Raw genomic sequence first — 15,951 nt, 5'->3', positions numbered from 1 at the left:
TTTACAAAAAGAGTTCAATGCATTAAAAAACTCCCCTGAAGCCTAACTTTTTGATAAACCAAGTCTTGACTTTTACAAATCAAACCATGAATGGAGCAAAGCAAGGCATGAAAGAGACAAAGCAAGCCTTGAATGCTATTTTTTATCGTATTAAACATAAAAAATGAACGTGAACAATGAAAATTTTGAACACGTTCATTCTTAAATTATAACAGATAGCAAAATCAGGAATTTCGCTTATAGTTTTAACGTTTGATTTTGTTCTGAAAGAGCGGAAAAGAGTATCCTCTTAAACCAGTTTGGATATCCACTCCTCTCTATCCCCCGGCAGCAAATCAATCGGAGCAATCTCCGGAAGAGTATAACAGCCGGGAGAAAGCCTTGTAGCCGCCCTTGCACATGCAACCAATATCTGTGAAGTGAGGGCAGGATTATTGATCCGCATGGAGAAATCCAGCATTTGATTGTGCGTGCAACCACTGACACCCTTACGGCTCATCACCACTCCATGCCCGACATCTTTAAGGTCAGCCACACACTTTACAGCTATAACGTGAGTTTCATCATGGAGAAAGTAAGGGTCTGACTTTATCGAAGCAGAGACCTGATCAGGATCATACCCTTCTTCCAACTCGACATAGACTATTCTCCGATGTACAGATGTGCCGAGAGGAATAGTCATGGAAAGAGCGTCTTTTACTCCGGGTATAGATTTTGCAGCAACAGAGTGCCCCATACTCATACCGGGACCAAAGTTGGTATAAGTGATTCCTTGAGGCACCATTGCCTGCATGAGAATACGCACAACGCTATCGCTCCCCGGATCCCAGCCTGCTGCAGTGATGGCTACACGCCCTGTTTTTTTTGCCACTTCGTCTAAAGAGCGTCTGAGAGAAACGATCTCCCCATGGATGTCAAAGCTGTCTACGGTAGATATACCCAGCTCCAATGCTTTTCTGGCAGCCTGTTCTACCAAGCGTGTAGGCGAAGCAAGCAGAGCGACATCTACGTTTGAAAGCTGCTCCAAAGAAGCAACGACACTATAAGAGCATAGCTCTTCCGGGACATCATTCGGGTTGCGTCTGACCACTCCTCGCAGTTCACAATCCGGAGAAGCCTTTATAGCTTCCAACGCATAACGCCCGATATTGCCATAGCCTACTATTGCTACTCCAATCTTTTCGCTCTTCATCTTTCAATATTTCTTATCCGGTGCCTTGTATATCAGCTCCGAAAGCTTTCTTTTAGGCACTATGTGCCTTCTCTTTTCATCTCTGTAATATTTGATGCACTCGCCCAGCTCTATGTCTTTTATTATAACCTCTTCCACGGGTTTACCTATCGCCAATACGGACATCAGCTTCAACTCTTCGGGCAAGCCCAGCATCTCGGTTATGGTGGCAGCATTGTAGCTCTGGAATATACAGCATCCATAACCGGCTTCGACGGCAGAGAGCGTTATGGCAGACAGCTGCAAACCATCATCCAACCGTACCGTAGAGGTTAGAGTGGTATCCAATAGCTGCGCGACATAAGCCGTAGGTCTCTCTCCCACTTCAGGTCCATCCCATTCCGGTAAGTAGCCTGCCCATTTCACTGTTGCGGTAAGCGCATTACAAAGCTCTGCATCGGTTACGATGATATACTTGATCGGCTGAAGATTTCTCCCCGATGCACAGAATCGAGCAGACTCAATCCATTTTGAAATCTCTGCTTCATCAATCTTCTCCGATTCGTCGAAACGTCTGTAAGATCTGTTTCGGCGGAATAGTTCTTTTAAGTCTTCCATGAGAACAAAGGTACAAAAAGGATATTCTTTTTTATACCTTATCCTTTTCTATAATCAATAAAAATGTAAATTTGTCACATGTGAGGAATCACACGAATCCGACACAAACATAGAACCACAATCTACCACTTAAACTATCAACATTTATGAAGCATCACAAAGATTTTTTTCTGACCCTGCTTTTCCTTTTATCTCCTGCCATTTGGGGAGGTTGTTCAGACAATGGCGAAGAGAAAACAGTAGATCCGAATTATGAAAAAACAGGATATTACGGGAATGTAAAATTCGTAAAAAGCACTTTATTTTACATCAACAGTGATTCTGTATGGATCTCTCAGTCGGATTATGATTTCAGTGAGTTTGATCAAAAAGGACAGCTCATGGCTGAAGGGTTCAGGAGCAGTAATGATCTTCCAAGAGATGAATACAGCTACCAATATAATGAGAATGGCAAAAAAACAGGCTATACTCATCTTCTTGCAGGGGGGATCAAATATACAGGGACCTACAAGTATGATCCAAAGACGGGATTGCTGATGGAGGAGCTGTGCGTTGAACGGAAAATGAATGACGATTTCGATGTGGAAAGTGGTGAAGAGCCTACCTTTGACGAGTCTGTCTTTAAGAAAGAAACCTATCTCTACGACGATAAAAACAATCTTATAGAGAAACATTGCCTTGAAACTCCCGACAGTAACCCAAGCTATCAAAAGCACACTTATACCTACGATAAGCAGAATAGAGTGTTGGAAGAAATCACTTTCGTAAAAGAGAGCAAAACGGAACCGGACAGCAAAAAGAGCTACAAATATGACAGCAAAGGCAGAGTAATAGAGGAGATTGAAGAGCTATTTCTAAGTAAGTTGGACAGATCTCCGGAAAAGATCCGAGTCAGCAGAAAATTTGACAACAAAGGAAATCTTGTAGAAGAGGTCAAAGAAGAGAAAGGCAAGAAGCATATAACAACTTACACTTATACCTACAAGAAAGGCAAACTGATAGAAGAGACAACCGAAACAAGTGCAGGTGAGAAAACCGTTATCACCCACGAAGACAATGGCAATACTATTACCATAAACTACAAAGACAATAAGATGACAACGAAATCTGTTACAGAACATGATAAATATGGCAACCCACAGAAGACCATAACGTATCATGTCAATGAAACTACCGGACGACTTGAAGCTCAGTATATGCTTCTCTATGAGATTGTGTACCATGAATAACTCATGCAAACTCCATGAGAGTTTTTATGATTCTTACCATCTTAACACCCCCATTTCGTTTTTAAGGTAAATAACACCGGTAAGGTTTGAGTATTATTGTCTATCTTTGTACTCAGAGTATGGAAAACATGGAGACGGACAGATACCTTAAAATGGTTATCTGCTTCGTTCTCTTGTTTGTTTTCGTATCGTATCTATTGGTTGACTCTTTCCTTTTGGATGATGATCCCAAAGACACAAGAGTAGAAATATAAAAACATAACAGATATATGGAGATAAAAGACCTAAAAGAACAGGAAATAATCCGGAGAGAAAGTCTTCAACAAATCATAGACTTGGGTATAGACCCCTATCCGGCAGAAGAATTCCCCGTAAATGCCTATGCTGAAGAGATAAAAAGTTCTTTCAAAGACGAACCGGAAGATGCACCGAAACGTATGGTATACGTGGCAGGACGCGTTATGGGACGTAGAATTATGGGGAAGGCAGCTTTCTGTGAACTTCAAGATTCTACGGGTCGAATCCAACTTTATATCACAAGAGACGACATCTGTCCGGGTGAAGACAAAGAGTTGTACAATACGCTATTCAAAAAGCTATTGGATATCGGAGACTTCATTGGGGTCTATGGCTATGTTTTTCGCACAAAAATGGGAGAAATATCCATTCATGTGCAAGAGTTGAAGCTGCTTTCCAAGAGCCTTCGTCCCCTTCCTGTGGTGAAGACAAAAGACGATCAGGTATTCGATAGCTTCAGTGATCCGGAACAACGTTACCGTCAGCGTTATGTGGATCTTGTGGTTAATGCCGGCGTGAAAGAGATCTTTATCAAGCGGACAAAGATATTCAATGCTATGCGAGACTTCTTCAATGCTCGTGGTTGGCTGGAAGTAGATACTCCTGTACTCCAACCAATACCGGGAGGAGCCGCGGCAAGACCATTCATCACCCACCATAATACTCTCGATATTCCACTCTATCTTCGTATAGCAAACGAGCTGTATCTGAAAAGACTTATCGTTGGTGGCTTTGACGGAGTATATGAGTTCTCCCGTAATTTCCGTAATGAGGGTATGGACCGTACACACAACCCGGAATTTACAGCTATGGAGATCTATGTGGCTTACAAGGACTACAACTGGATGATGAACATGACCGAACAACTCCTTGAATATGTGGCAACAGAAGTGTTGGGTACAACTAAAACGACTATCGGATCTACTGAAATAGATTTCAAAGCTCCTTATAAAAGGATCTCCATGAGAGATGCCATATTAGAACATACGGGATTCGACATTTACAACAAAAATGAAGACGAAATCCGTCAGGCTTGTAAGGATATGCACATAGAGGTGGATAACACTATGGGTAAAGGGAAAATGATTGATGAAATCTTTGGCGAAAAGTGTGAAAAGCACTACATCCAACCAACTTTCATCACAGACTACCCGATAGAGATGTCTCCTCTTACTAAGAAGCACAGAAGTATTCCCGGCGTTACGGAACGATTTGAACTGATGGTCAATGGGAAAGAAATAGCGAATGCTTACAGTGAGTTGAACGATCCGATAGACCAGTTGGAAAGATTTGAAGATCAGCTAAAACTTTCTCAAAAAGGTGATGACGAAGCAATGTTTATAGACAAAGACTTTGTTCGTGCCTTGGAATATGGAATGCCTCCAACAAGTGGAATGGGAATAGGAATGGATCGTCTGGTAATGTTTCTCACCGGACAGGAGAGTATACAAGAGGTACTGTTCTTCCCACAAATGCGTCCGAGAAAGGACATCTAAACGACAATAGTATTGACTATATCCGAAAGGGTATCAAAATATAGAGATATTGTATGGCACAAGCCCTATCTGATGCAGATGATAGAGTAGCTAAGGCTACTAATCTTGAAGATTCTTCCTGGTCTCCCGGTCGTATAGGCTTGTTGGGTAGTGGAAGCTGGGCAACGGCTTTGGCTAAAATATTGCTCCAAAATGCAGATGAGATAAATTGGTATTTCAGATTTAAGGATACTGTAAAGCAGTTTATTCAAGAGGGACATAACCCCGGTTATCTCTCCAGTGTCAATTTTGAAACTGATAGAATAAACTTCTATACGGATGTTGAGGAGTTGATAGAAAACTCCGACACAATTATCCTTATAACACCATCCCCCTACGTTCGGAATCTTTTGAGTAAAATCAAAAAAGCCAACACAGAAGGAAAGTTTTTTCTTAACGCCATCAAAGGGATTGTTCCGGAAGATAATGTACTTATTTCGGACTATCTGCATGACAATCTCAAAATCCCGGTGGATTATATCGGAGCGATAGGAGGTCCCTGCCATGCTGAAGAAGTGGCAATGGACAGGCTTTCGTATCTAACCATAGCTTGCAGCGATAAACAGAAAGCCGAACAACTGAAGAACAGTGTAGCGAGCAAGAATATTCGCTGCTCAATAAACACGGATGTTGTCGGCGTCGAGTATGCAAGCGTCTTAAAGAATGTCTATGCGATAGCTTCAGGGATATGTAGTGGGATGAAGTATGGGGATAACTTTCAAGCCGTATTGATTTCCAATGCTGTTAGAGAGATGAAGGACTTCGTTGATATGGTACAAAAAGAGGAGAGAGAGATAGCAGACTCTGTATATCTTGGAGACCTCTTGGTTACAGCCTATTCTCGTTTTAGTCGAAACAGAACATTCGGATCCATGATCGGGAAAGGTTACTCCGTCAAACAAGCCCAATTGGAGATGGAGATGGTAGCAGAGGGTTACTATGGAGCGAAGTGTGTGCATGAAGTATCTAAACGTTTCAAAGCAAACCTACCTATAATGGAGGCTGTATATAAGATCCTTTACGAAAAAGTCTCTCCCAAGGAAGCTATTGCAGACCTTACCAAGCAATTTATTTAAGATTGACAAACAACTATTATACCGTATATATAACAAAAGATGAAGATTGAGATAGCAGGAGCATTGTATAGTGCAGATATAGAGAACAGATATAAAGAGCTGATTCCTTTGGCGCAGGCAGCCAACGAGTCTCTCGAAAATGGAACCGGAAAAGGGAATGACTTTCTGGGATGGCTTTCTCTACCCAAGGAAATTTCGGAACAAGACCTAAACCATATACAATCTGTTGCAGATCTGCTTCGCAAAGACTGTGAGTTCGTTGTAACTATTGGTATCGGAGGCTCATATCTCGGAGCAAAAGCAGTTGTAGAAGCCCTTCAAGATAGTTTTGCCCTTTTTAAGACTAAGAAAGGAGCGACTCTTCTCTATGCCGGGAATCATATCTCGGAAGATTATTTATATGAACTTATAGAGCTTCTTAAAGGACATAAGTTTGGAGTAATCAATATTTCCAAGAGTGGTACAACAACCGAACCTGCCATTGCTTTTCGTCTTCTGAAAGAACTCCTTGAGGCACAAGAAGGAAAGGATTTTGCCACCAAGCACACTATTGCCATAACAGATAGCAGCAAGGGCGCTCTTCGTAAACTTGCAGATGAAGAGGGATATACAAGCTTTATTATTCCGGACAATGTTGGTGGTAGATTTTCTGTCTTAACTCCTTGTGGATTGCTACCAATAGCTGTTGCAGGATTTGATATTAAGGAATTGGTACGCGGAGCTAAAGAGATGATGCTTCAGACATCTGCTCAAGTAATTGGGGAGGAAAACATATCCATTCAGTATGCTGCTGTCAGAAATGCTCTCTATCAGAGCGGAAAGAAAATAGAAATCCTTGCAAACTATCACCCTAAAATGCACTTTATTGGCGAGTGGTGGAAACAGCTTTTTGGGGAAAGCGAGGGCAAAGAACTCAAAGGGATCTTCAATGCAGCTGTGGACTTGACCACCGATCTTCACTCCATGGGACAGTGGATACAGGAAGGTGAAAGAATAATCTTTGAGACCGTACTAAGTACAGCAACGCCGAAGTATGAGGTTAAAATCCCAACAGATAAAGAGAACCTCGACGGACTTAACTACATTGCCGGGAAACGTGTAGATGAAGTAAATAAGAAAGCGGAAGAGGGTACAATTTTGGCTCATAAGGATGGCGGTGTTCCTGTCATAAGAATTGAGCTTCCGGCTTTGAATGAGTTCTCTTTAGGACAACTCTTTTATTTCTTTGAAAGAGCGGTTGGAATAAGCGGATATCTTCTTGGGGTTAATCCTTTTGATCAGCCCGGAGTGGAAGCGTATAAAAATAATATGTTTGCTCTGTTGAATAAGCCGGGCTATGAAGAAGCTTCCGCTGCTATTCAAAACAGACTTAACAAGAGATAAATAGAAATGAACAGACCTAATATCCCTTATAATACAACTCTTAAAAAGTTGACTATCCCGGAATATGGAAGAGCCATTCAAGATATGCTGGATATCTGTATGGGCTTATCCAACAGGATAGAAAGACTAAAATGTGCCGAGTACATTGTTTCCCTCATGGCGAGAAAGAGCGGAGTGAAAACGGACGACATAGAGAATATCAAAGTATTGTGGGATCACTTGTACGCAATGTCTGATTTCAAATTAGACATTGACTTTCCTGTGGAAGTGCGAAGCGAAGAAGAAGCAAAATTTAATCCGGACAAGATCCCTTATCATTACAATCTTCCGAGATACCGCCACTATGGACATGGAATAGAAAAGATGATACAGATATCCATGGCAACAGAAGATCCCGATCTTCGCAAGCAGAGGGAATGTATCACAGCGATACAGATGAAAAAGGCCTACGTCACTTGGAATAAAGGAGAGGTTCAAAATGAAAAGATCTTCAAGGATCTGCACGAGATGTCTGATGGCAAAATATACTTGGACGAGTTCGACTGCCTGCTTCCTGATGTAAGTCCCATGCCTGTTTCAGACAAACACAAGCAAAAGAAAAAAAGCAAACAACAACGTAAGTAGCGTTTTTGAGTTGCGTTCAAAATATCCGAGAGTTATAGTAATAGACCTTTAACCTTAAAATCTTAGAATTGTATGTCCTCGTTTATCATTGAAGGCGGAAACCGGCTCCGCGGAGAAATCATCCCTCAGGGTGCAAAAAATGAAGCATTGCAGATAATAGCTGCCACACTTCTTACGAAAGAAGAAGTCATCATAGAAAATATTCCGGACATCGTGGATGTCAAGAATCTGATAGCTCTTCTCATAGATCTTGGCGTAAATGTTCGGAAGCTCGGTACTGATACATATAGCTTCGTAGCGGAAGATATCAACTTGGAATTTGCTTACTCGAAAGAGTTTCTGGAAAAGACTTCAACCCTTCGCGGGTCTGTTCTTATATTGGGTCCGTTACTTGCCCGATTCGGAAGAGCCGTTATAGCCAAACCCGGAGGAGATAAGATCGGAAGACGAAGATTGGACACACATTTTGAGGGATTTATCAAGCTCGGTGCGGATTTTGAGTTTAATCAAGAGAAAGATCTTTTCAGCATTCATGCGGAACGTCTTCGCGGAACATACATGCTTTTGGATGAAGCGTCCGTAACAGGTACAGCCAATATTGTCATGGCTTCTGTCATGGCAGAAGGAACTACTACAATCTACAATGCGGCATGCGAACCCTATCTGCAGCAGCTATGCAAGATGCTTGTAAGAATGGGAGCAAAGATAGAGGGAATAGGAAGTAATCTTCTGACGATACATGGTGTGGACTCTCTTAGTGGTACTACTCACCGAATGCTTCCGGATATGATCGAGGTTGGCAGCTTTATCGGTATGGCAGCCATGACTCATTCGGAGATTACGATAAAGGATACAGCGATACGGGAGCTGGGGATTATTCCGAACCAATTCAGGCGACTGGGCATAAAGATAGAAGAGAAAGGCGACGATCTCTACATCCCGTCTCAAGAGATTTATGAGATAGAAAGCTTCATGGACGGCTCCATTATGACTATTGCAGATGCTCCATGGCCGGGACTCACTCCGGACCTTTTGAGTGTTTTTCTGGTTGTTGCCACACAGGCAAGAGGCAGTGTGCTCATCCATCAAAAGATGTTTGAGAGCCGTCTCTTCTTCGTGGACAAGCTCATAGACATGGGAGCGCAGATTATCCTGTGCGATCCGCACAGAGCCACAGTCATAGGGTTGGCAGAAAGCAACAAGCTACGTGCAACGAACATGGTATCTCCGGACATTCGTGCAGGTATTGCGATGCTCATCGCGGCGATGTCTGCTAACGGAGTGAGCAGGATAGACAACATCAACCAGATAGACAGAGGCTATCAGAACATTGAAGAAAGACTCAACTCGATCGGAGCAAACATACAACGGATATAGAACCCATGCAAAGTCTTCTCCCCAAAAATTACAAGCAGATCGGTACTTGCGTTCAGCCCCACGGGACACAAGGCGAGCTTTCTTTGCAGCTTCTTTCGGACAGCTTCGTAGATATAGAGCCCTCGTTTATCTTCGTTCAAAAAGATGGTTGCATGATCCCCTATCCGTTCGTTCAAAGCAGGGGCAATAAGGGGAAATACATCCTCTCCGTCGGTTTCGTATCCTCGATGGAGGAGGCAGAAAAGCTCGTCGGGCTCTCTTTTTACATAGACCGGGAAGAGTGGGAGCACCACTTGAACCGGACGGGAGAGGACGAAAAGCTCATGGAGGACGAGCTGGTCGGCTTCTCAGTCATCGACTCCGCTTCGGGCGATCACATCGGAGAGATAGCAGGCATAATGATGATTGCCGAAAATCCGCTCTTTGAAGTAAGATCTGCCACCGATACGGCTGAAAAAGAGAACATATTTTACATCCCGATCGTTGAGGAATGGATCACGAGCATAGACGTGAATATGAGGAAAATCACGATGACTCTTCCTGACGGACTCATATCATAATGATTTGATCTTTAAGAGATAACAATCCTCGGCATCCGATAAAGTTTTTTAAGGGAACGGTTTAAGGACTGACTTCTATATCAGGAAGTCAGTCCTCTTTTTGCCACTTTCTTTCCGATCCGGAGCTGCATAAGGGCAAGCAGAAATCAGCATTCCTCAAAAAGATAATTATCAATATTCCAAAACCTTTAACGCTTCCCCGAAAAGATTAGGTACTTTCTCCAAAAAGATTAGGTACTTTTTCCAAAAAGATTAGGTACTTTTCCCGAAAAGATTAGGTACTTTCCCCAAAAAGATTAGGTACTTTTTCCGAAAAGATTAGGTACTTTCCCCGAAACCTTTAGTGCTTTTCCCCGAAACCTTTAGTGCTTTTCCCCGAAACCTTTAGTGCTTTTCCCCGAAACCTTTAGTGCTTTTCTACAAAACCTTTAGTGCTTTTCCACAAAACCTTTAGTGCTTTCCTCCAAAACCTTTAGTGCTTTTCCACAAAACCTTTAGTGCTTTTCGGCAAAACCTTTAGTGCTTTTCGGCAAAACCTTTAGTGCTTTCCTCCGAAACCTTTAGTGCTTTTCCACAAAACCTTTAGTGCTTTTCCACAAAACCTTTAGTGCTTTCCTCCGAAACCTTTAGTGCTTTCCAGAATGAGGTTAGTTTCCTTTCTAAAAATGGTAATTACTAATCCACGAAACGGTAATTACTAATCCACGAAACGGTAATTATCAATCCATGAAATGGTAATTATCAATCCATGAAATGGTAATTATCAATCCATGAAATGGTAATTATCAATCCATGAANGGTAATTATCAATCCATGAAATGGTAATTATCAATCCATGAAATGGTAATTATCAATCCATGAAATGGTAATTACTAATCCGTGAAACGGTAATTATGAAAGAGGAGAGAGGTGATTTATCGGCTCTCTTTGTTGGAGCCTTCTTTGATGACAATCTTTTGAGCTTCCAAGAGGCGGCGCTTGGAGTCGGAGTCTCTGAATGCAAAGAGATAACTGTGATCGCCCTCCCGGATCTTGAGCTTCTTGCGCAGCTCTTCGGCTTTCAGATCGAAATTTTTGGCGATCAATCCATAAGATTTTCCGGAAAAAGAGGCTATCGTTCGTTTGTTCCAAGAGTGCTCGCAGAGAATCTCGTACACTCTTCCGGGAAACGGCATCGGCTCTTTGGAGAAGTAGAGATGGGTGGAGGGTGCGATCTTGAACAGCCGGTCTGCCCATGGAGTGCCGGCCAATCCGATCTTACTAAGGGCAGGGTTTGGGATGTAGAGGTATCGGAACGAGTCCAAGTCTTGCAAGATCGGAAGGTCGGGGTATCTCTTGTTGGGCTTAGTGGTGCTCTCCGAAATGCCGTGGGAAATGTGAGTGGCGGAGAGGAACGAATCTTCGGAGGCGGCTCTGTCGAAAAGCAGACAGACCTCTTTAAGCTCCCCATCCAAAGCCAAAGCATGAATGACGGAGGGCGCGGAAGAGAACAGCCGGTTCAGCAGTGATATGTCTGCTATCGGCGAGAGTTTTATCAGCAAGTCCGCAGAGGGATGGTGGGAGCGAAGATGAGATTCTATTTCGATGATGTCCGGCACACAGTTGCGCGGGTCCTGCTCTCTCCTACCGCTGCCATCGGGGCGTCTGTCGGGATCCGCATAAAGGAGTATCTTCTTCTGCTCTATGTCTATGCTCGGAAAGGTATTGCGAATGAAATCTTCCGCCGTTGCATTGTACACCTCCACCTTCTGTCCCAAAACTTCGGCATTGCGCCTGAAAGCATCCGCCCTCTCGGAAGAAGGCTCCACGTAGATAAGCTGTTTCGCTTTGGCAGAAAAGGCGATGGTGTCGGCTCCTAAGCCTCCGGTCAGATCAATGATAATGTCGTAGGAAGATATCCATCTGCACTTCTCTGTCGCGGTGATATGGGATGAGGCTTGCTCGGCAATGGTCGGATCGGGGATGTAGATGTCCCGGTTCTCGTACCAGAGAGGGAGCTTGTGTCGGATCTTCTGCTTGGAAAGGACTCCTGTTGAGATCTGCATCCGCTCTTCAGGAGTAAAGTCCTTCAGACGCATGCTCAGCTCATAAGCATTCTCGGACTTGTATTGTTCGATCAGATTAAGAATCTTCGCCGGCACTTCCATTGTCAAGATTTTGCATATTGGATGGAAGAGATTTACTCGGAGAAAGCCCAAGCGCACGCATTTTCTCTAATCGGTTCACGATATTTCCTCGCCCGGCGGTGAGCTGATTATATGCTTCTTCGTAAGTCTTCTGCAAGGATTCTATCTGCGAGCCTACCCGATTGAACTTCTCTGCATACGAAACAAATTTATCATAAAGCTTGTTCGCCTCCGCAACAATGTCTTGTATGTTATGGATCTGATACTCTTTCTTCCATAAATCCAGTAAAGAGCGAAGCATCGCGATGAGGTTGAGAGGCCCCATAAGAACCACTTTTTTATTGTAAGCATCCATCCAAAGGTTCGGGTCCAACTGCAATGCAAGATTGAATGCACCTTCGTTCGGGAAGAACAAAACGACAAACTCCAACGATGTCGAGTGATAACGCGAGTAATCTTTAACACTCAACTCCCTGATATGACTCTTTACAGATGTCAGATGACGCTTCATTGCTTCTTTTCTTTCATCTTCCGACTCCGCAGAGAAGAAGTCATAATAGGCAGACAACGATACTTTAGAGTCTATTATGACATCGCGCTCCTGAGGATAATGAACGATGGCATCAGGGCGCATGGCTCTTGCTGTCTCTTCATTTCTTACTACGCCGGAGCCTTCCACTATCGTGTGTTGCAGATCATATTCTCTTCCGCGGATAAGACCGGTGTCTTCCAAGACGCGCTCCAAGATCATTTCTCCCCAGTCTCCCTGTACTTTGTTTTTACCTCGAAGTGCTTGAGTCAGATTATTGGCCTCCTTTGAGATGCTTTTATTCTGCTCCATGAGGTTCTCTATAACACCTTTAAGCAGATGTCTCTCTTTTGCTTCGTTGATATAGACATTCTCCACTTGCTGTCTGAACTGCTGAATATCTTTACTCAGAGGAGAAAGAATCTCCTGTATGGTAATTCTGTTTCCTTTTTCCAGTGATTCTGCCTTCTCATCCAATATCTCACGAGCTACGGAAGCAAAACCTTTTTCTACTTCCTGTTTCAAATCTGATTGTCGCTGCTTCTCCTGCTCACAAGTCTGCTTCAAAAATCTGTTTTCCGTCTTTAAGGCAGATAAAAAGTAAAGCAAAACAACAACCGCAATGGCGAAGAGAATAGTAAGAAAAATAAAGATATCCATAAGGGGGAATTATTGTTTTCTATCATTGATACATCTGAAAGACGCAAGAGCATAGAGAGCCGCTGTCTCTGTTCGTAAGCGATATGTACCCAAAGAAACAGGGATGTAACCACTATCCACTGCTTTCTGAACCTCAGTATCGGTGAAATCGCCTTCCGGACCTATCATTATTATACAATCACTACCGGCTGTCATGGTTGAAGCAAGATCTTTCTTAGGAAAAGTTTCGGCGCAGTAGGCTATAAATTTTTGCTCTATCCCCTTCCATTTCCGACACACTTCCTCAACAGAAAGACCAACACTCAATGAAGGCAGAAAAAGATGTCTGCTCTGCTTCATTGCCGATACCATTATCTTCTCAAGACGCTCTACGCTTACTTTTTCTCTTTCGGAGCGATCACAATGCAAAAGAATAATATCCGAAACACCCAGTTCGACAGCTTTCTCGATGAACCACTCCGTACGATCTCTGTTTTTAGTGGGAGCCATACAAACTATACACTTAGAAAATCCTCCTCTTTCGATTTCCTGAATCACAGAGTCGACCAAAACTATTGCTGCCTTCGGATCTGTCTCTGCAAGAGTGCAAGCATACATTTTGCCTTTACCGTCCAAAACATTGCACCGGTCTCCGGATTGCAATCGAAGCACCTTTACGGCATGAGCGGACTCTTCCAAAGAGAGCACCGGAGAGAGTTCTACGTCAGGACAATAAAAAGAAGGCAACTCATTAAAAATCATCTTCGTAGCTCTTGTTCCCTTTTTCATCTCAGTTTAGCTTTACTAAGAAATATCATCAGAACATCCTTTCTGTTTAATAACATCATGAAGGATGGATGCCCATTCATACTTTTCTTCCTTCACCATAGTACCCAAGACCTCTTTTAGATCTTTCATATCAGCCTCAACCAACAAGTCTATCAAAGGGATCTGATCCGGAATAGTACTTTCTATCTTCTCTTGAAAGACTTCTAAAATATGCAGTCTCTCAAGCTGTTCATCAGAGATTTCCTTTCCTAAGACAGCGTAAGTCTCATTGAAGACACGTCTAATAGTATTCCCTTTCCCACTATTCTCTCCAAGAGCTATCAAAGAAGACTTTTGCTTGCTGTCTTCCAAATTCAATCTTATAATAATGTGATCTGAATTGAAAACAAGCTTATCCCTAAACTTATCCAACAGGTCTTTGTGCACGTATATGGGAGTTCGCTTTCTAATTCCGACAAGAACCGAATCCAATAGAGGAGCCTCAAAATAAGATGTATGAGCATTTCCCTCAGAATTATCTCCTTGTATTTTTATCCAACAGCTATTTCGCACTAAAAGTTCCTCTACTATGCGTATCTCTTCTACACGATAGTTGGTGTGGAGAAGAAGAGCATCCAATAACGTCACGGACTCTTCTTTAGGTAAAATAGATCCGATACGAAGACGCATCTTAACCAGAGGATGAACCAACGAAGGAATAAGTATTGGGAAGCCGGCTGTTCCTTTGACCTCCCTAAGAATCAAAACATTGGGAGAGTTTGGGTCTTTACCATTCCCCTCTCCCAAAGCAAACATCTCTACTCTGGAATATCTGTCCTCCACTTGAGGTCTTTGTTCTTCTCCCTCTATCATTCTATTTCTACTCTATATCAAAATCTGAAAGATCCCATTCCTCTTCATCTTCATTCTCGCCCAAAGATATAATAATGGAAGAAGCTCCTACACTCAGGACATCGCCATCTTTAAGCCTATACTTCTCCCCCTTTTGTAGAAGGGCATTATTGACAAATGTCCCTGTCCTGCTTTCGTTATCTCTGACATAATAGTAGGCTTTTTCTCCTCTACCCGTCTTTCCTAATACGAAGTGAAGACGATCCATGCTTGGATCTGAAGTATAAATTTGGAGATCTGCATTTGAATCTTTATTCTTTCTTCCCACCACTATCTCTCCCTTTTCGGGTAAAGCATATTTTTGTTCGTAAGCAAAAATATTCTCCACTATGGTAAAGTGTGGCATTGTGGTATCCAACTCTTCAGAAAGTACGATAGACGCTGCACGTTTAACTCTATCTGTTGGAAGATCCAACTTAGAACGATACACATAAAACGTTTTGTAGCAAGCATTACAAGTAATACTCATGCCACTTCCCTCTCGTTCTTCTTTATATTGCTCTTTAGTATGGATGCGTTCGCAAAACGGACAATGAACCTCTATCATATCACTACACGGAATACTTATTTATTCAATCTTATCTCTCTAAACTATGTCCAAAAATAGAGAAAGTAATCTTTCCAACCCTTTTCGATCATCATCGTTGAAAGTATCCAGCTCTGCACTATCTATATCCAATACACCAACGACCTCTCCCTTGTTATCAAACAGAGGAACTACTATTTCGCTTTTTGAAAGAGAACTGCAAGCGATATGACCGGGAAACTCATCGACATTCGGTACCACGATAGTAGTGGCGCGTTCCCATGCTGTTCCGCAAACACCCTTTCCTTTGCCTATCTTAGTGCAGGCCACCGGTCCTTGAAAAGGATAAAGGACAAGCTCCGTTCCCTCTTTATTTATCATGTAAAAACCTGTCCAGTGATACTCAAATGTATGGTGAAGAAGAGCAACAAAGTTGGACATATTCGTTATTAAAGGAAGAGAAGAGTCTAAAAGTCCTTTTGCATACTCATAAAGAGTTTCATAGACTTCCGCCTTATTTTCTTTCGTTGGTTTAACGTCCGGTATAGTGTGCATAAATAAGTCCTGTTCGTTTTTAATCG

15 protein-coding genes are annotated in these 15,951 nt (G+C 42.6%); 7 read left to right on the top strand and 8 right to left on the bottom strand.

Annotated features, from left to right (window positions below; all coding sequences use genetic code 11):
• Nucleotides 1–289: 289 nt before the first annotated feature.
• Nucleotides 290–1,192: a diaminopimelate dehydrogenase gene (locus tag JT26_RS03855; RefSeq protein ID WP_036846245.1), complete on the bottom strand. Its 903-nt coding sequence runs from the start codon at nucleotides 1,190–1,192 to the stop codon at nucleotides 290–292.
• Nucleotides 1,193–1,195: 3 nt separating this feature from the next.
• Complete coding sequence (locus JT26_RS03850; protein ID WP_036846242.1) at nucleotides 1,196–1,789, bottom strand: nitroreductase family protein; 594 nt, start codon at nucleotides 1,787–1,789, stop codon at nucleotides 1,196–1,198.
• Nucleotides 1,790–1,935: 146 nt separating this feature from the next.
• Here JT26_RS03850 and JT26_RS03845 point away from each other — a divergent pair, with 146 nt between their 5' ends.
• The 7 genes from JT26_RS03845 to rimM all read left to right on the top strand — a co-directional run bounded on the left by JT26_RS03845 (nucleotide 1,936) and on the right by rimM (nucleotide 9,870).
• Nucleotides 1,936–3,018, top strand: coding sequence for a hypothetical protein (locus JT26_RS03845; protein WP_036846239.1), 1,083 nt, complete (start codon nucleotides 1,936–1,938; stop codon nucleotides 3,016–3,018).
• Between the two features lie 269 nt (nucleotides 3,019–3,287).
• Entirely contained in the window at nucleotides 3,288–4,811 is a 1,524-nt protein-coding gene (gene lysS, locus JT26_RS03840; protein WP_036846235.1) for a lysine--tRNA ligase, read from the top strand.
• Between the two features lie 53 nt (nucleotides 4,812–4,864).
• Nucleotides 4,865–5,926, top strand: coding sequence for an NAD(P)H-dependent glycerol-3-phosphate dehydrogenase (locus tag JT26_RS03835; protein WP_081966370.1), 1,062 nt, complete (start codon nucleotides 4,865–4,867; stop codon nucleotides 5,924–5,926).
• A 39-nt stretch (nucleotides 5,927–5,965) separates the two neighbouring features.
• Nucleotides 5,966–7,309: a glucose-6-phosphate isomerase gene (locus JT26_RS03830; RefSeq protein ID WP_036846232.1), complete on the top strand. Its 1,344-nt coding sequence runs from the start codon at nucleotides 5,966–5,968 to the stop codon at nucleotides 7,307–7,309.
• 6 nt (nucleotides 7,310–7,315) lie between these two features.
• Complete coding sequence (locus JT26_RS03825) at nucleotides 7,316–7,933, top strand: DUF4290 domain-containing protein (RefSeq protein ID WP_052110337.1); 618 nt, start codon at nucleotides 7,316–7,318, stop codon at nucleotides 7,931–7,933.
• A 72-nt stretch (nucleotides 7,934–8,005) separates the two neighbouring features.
• The gene (gene murA / locus JT26_RS03820) at nucleotides 8,006–9,310 is read left to right on the top strand and encodes a UDP-N-acetylglucosamine 1-carboxyvinyltransferase (RefSeq protein WP_036846229.1); all 1,305 of its coding nucleotides are present in this window, start codon (nucleotides 8,006–8,008) and stop codon (nucleotides 9,308–9,310) included.
• Nucleotides 9,311–9,315: 5 nt separating this feature from the next.
• On the top strand, nucleotides 9,316–9,870 hold the full coding sequence (gene rimM, locus JT26_RS03815; protein WP_036846225.1) for a ribosome maturation factor RimM: 555 nt from the start codon (nucleotides 9,316–9,318) through the stop codon (nucleotides 9,868–9,870).
• A 914-nt stretch (nucleotides 9,871–10,784) separates the two neighbouring features.
• On the opposite strand, the gene JT26_RS03810 is transcribed toward rimM, so the two are convergent.
• Genes JT26_RS03810 through JT26_RS03785 form a run of 6 tightly spaced genes read right to left on the bottom strand, consistent with a single transcriptional unit; the run spans nucleotide 10,785 to nucleotide 15,925 of the window.
• Nucleotides 10,785–12,017, bottom strand: a complete 1,233-nt coding sequence (locus JT26_RS03810; protein ID WP_036846222.1) for a class I SAM-dependent methyltransferase — start codon at nucleotides 12,015–12,017, stop codon at nucleotides 10,785–10,787.
• Nucleotides 11,992–13,185 carry a DNA recombination protein RmuC gene (locus JT26_RS03805; protein WP_052110336.1) on the bottom strand — a complete coding sequence of 398 codons (1,194 nt, stop codon included), beginning with the start codon at nucleotides 13,183–13,185 and terminating at the stop codon, nucleotides 11,992–11,994. The genes JT26_RS03810 and JT26_RS03805 overlap by 26 nt, the downstream gene beginning before the upstream one ends.
• 9 nt (nucleotides 13,186–13,194) lie before the next feature.
• Nucleotides 13,195–13,953, bottom strand: a complete 759-nt coding sequence (locus tag JT26_RS03800) for a 16S rRNA (uracil(1498)-N(3))-methyltransferase (protein WP_052110335.1) — start codon at nucleotides 13,951–13,953, stop codon at nucleotides 13,195–13,197.
• Between the two features lie 15 nt (nucleotides 13,954–13,968).
• Nucleotides 13,969–14,805 (bottom strand): DUF151 domain-containing protein, encoded by an 837-nt coding sequence (locus JT26_RS03795; protein WP_036846219.1) that lies wholly within the window; start codon nucleotides 14,803–14,805, stop codon nucleotides 13,969–13,971.
• A gap of 7 nt (nucleotides 14,806–14,812) precedes the next feature.
• Nucleotides 14,813–15,391, bottom strand: a complete 579-nt coding sequence (locus JT26_RS03790; RefSeq protein ID WP_052089886.1) for an FHA domain-containing protein — start codon at nucleotides 15,389–15,391, stop codon at nucleotides 14,813–14,815.
• Nucleotides 15,392–15,430: 39 nt separating this feature from the next.
• Complete coding sequence (locus JT26_RS03785) at nucleotides 15,431–15,925, bottom strand: GAF domain-containing protein (RefSeq protein ID WP_052079393.1); 495 nt, start codon at nucleotides 15,923–15,925, stop codon at nucleotides 15,431–15,433.
• Nucleotides 15,926–15,951: the final 26 nt, after the last annotated feature.

Source organism: Porphyromonas sp. COT-108 OH1349 (assembly GCF_000768755.1).
Classification (GTDB): Bacteria; Bacteroidota; Bacteroidia; order Bacteroidales; family Porphyromonadaceae; genus Porphyromonas_A; species Porphyromonas_A canoris.
This window is presented reverse-complemented; position numbering and strand designations above follow the sequence as displayed.

What these genes read in the sequence shown, in the direction of transcription:
- JT26_RS03785 (WP_052079393.1), bottom strand. Translation starts at nt 15,925, where the DNA reads ATGCACACTATACCGGACGTTAAACCAACGAAAGAAAATAAGGCGGAA.
- murA (WP_036846229.1), top strand. Translation starts at nt 8,006, where the DNA reads ATGTCCTCGTTTATCATTGAAGGCGGAAACCGGCTCCGCGGAGAAATC.
- JT26_RS03795 (WP_036846219.1), bottom strand. Translation starts at nt 14,805, where the DNA reads ATGATAGAGGGAGAAGAACAAAGACCTCAAGTGGAGGACAGATATTCC.
- JT26_RS03805 (WP_052110336.1), bottom strand. Translation starts at nt 13,185, where the DNA reads ATGGATATCTTTATTTTTCTTACTATTCTCTTCGCCATTGCGGTTGTT.
- JT26_RS03810 (WP_036846222.1), bottom strand. Translation starts at nt 12,017, where the DNA reads ATGGAAGTGCCGGCGAAGATTCTTAATCTGATCGAACAATACAAGTCC.
- JT26_RS03835 (WP_081966370.1), top strand. Translation starts at nt 4,865, where the DNA reads ATGGCACAAGCCCTATCTGATGCAGATGATAGAGTAGCTAAGGCTACT.
- JT26_RS03825 (WP_052110337.1), top strand. Translation starts at nt 7,316, where the DNA reads ATGAACAGACCTAATATCCCTTATAATACAACTCTTAAAAAGTTGACT.
- JT26_RS03855 (WP_036846245.1), bottom strand. Translation starts at nt 1,192, where the DNA reads ATGAAGAGCGAAAAGATTGGAGTAGCAATAGTAGGCTATGGCAATATC.
- lysS (WP_036846235.1), top strand. Translation starts at nt 3,288, where the DNA reads ATGGAGATAAAAGACCTAAAAGAACAGGAAATAATCCGGAGAGAAAGT.
- JT26_RS03830 (WP_036846232.1), top strand. Translation starts at nt 5,966, where the DNA reads ATGAAGATTGAGATAGCAGGAGCATTGTATAGTGCAGATATAGAGAAC.
- JT26_RS03845 (WP_036846239.1), top strand. Translation starts at nt 1,936, where the DNA reads ATGAAGCATCACAAAGATTTTTTTCTGACCCTGCTTTTCCTTTTATCT.
- JT26_RS03790 (WP_052089886.1), bottom strand. Translation starts at nt 15,391, where the DNA reads ATGATAGAGGTTCATTGTCCGTTTTGCGAACGCATCCATACTAAAGAG.
- rimM (WP_036846225.1), top strand. Translation starts at nt 9,316, where the DNA reads ATGCAAAGTCTTCTCCCCAAAAATTACAAGCAGATCGGTACTTGCGTT.
- JT26_RS03850 (WP_036846242.1), bottom strand. Translation starts at nt 1,789, where the DNA reads ATGGAAGACTTAAAAGAACTATTCCGCCGAAACAGATCTTACAGACGT.
- JT26_RS03800 (WP_052110335.1), bottom strand. Translation starts at nt 13,953, where the DNA reads ATGAAAAAGGGAACAAGAGCTACGAAGATGATTTTTAATGAGTTGCCT.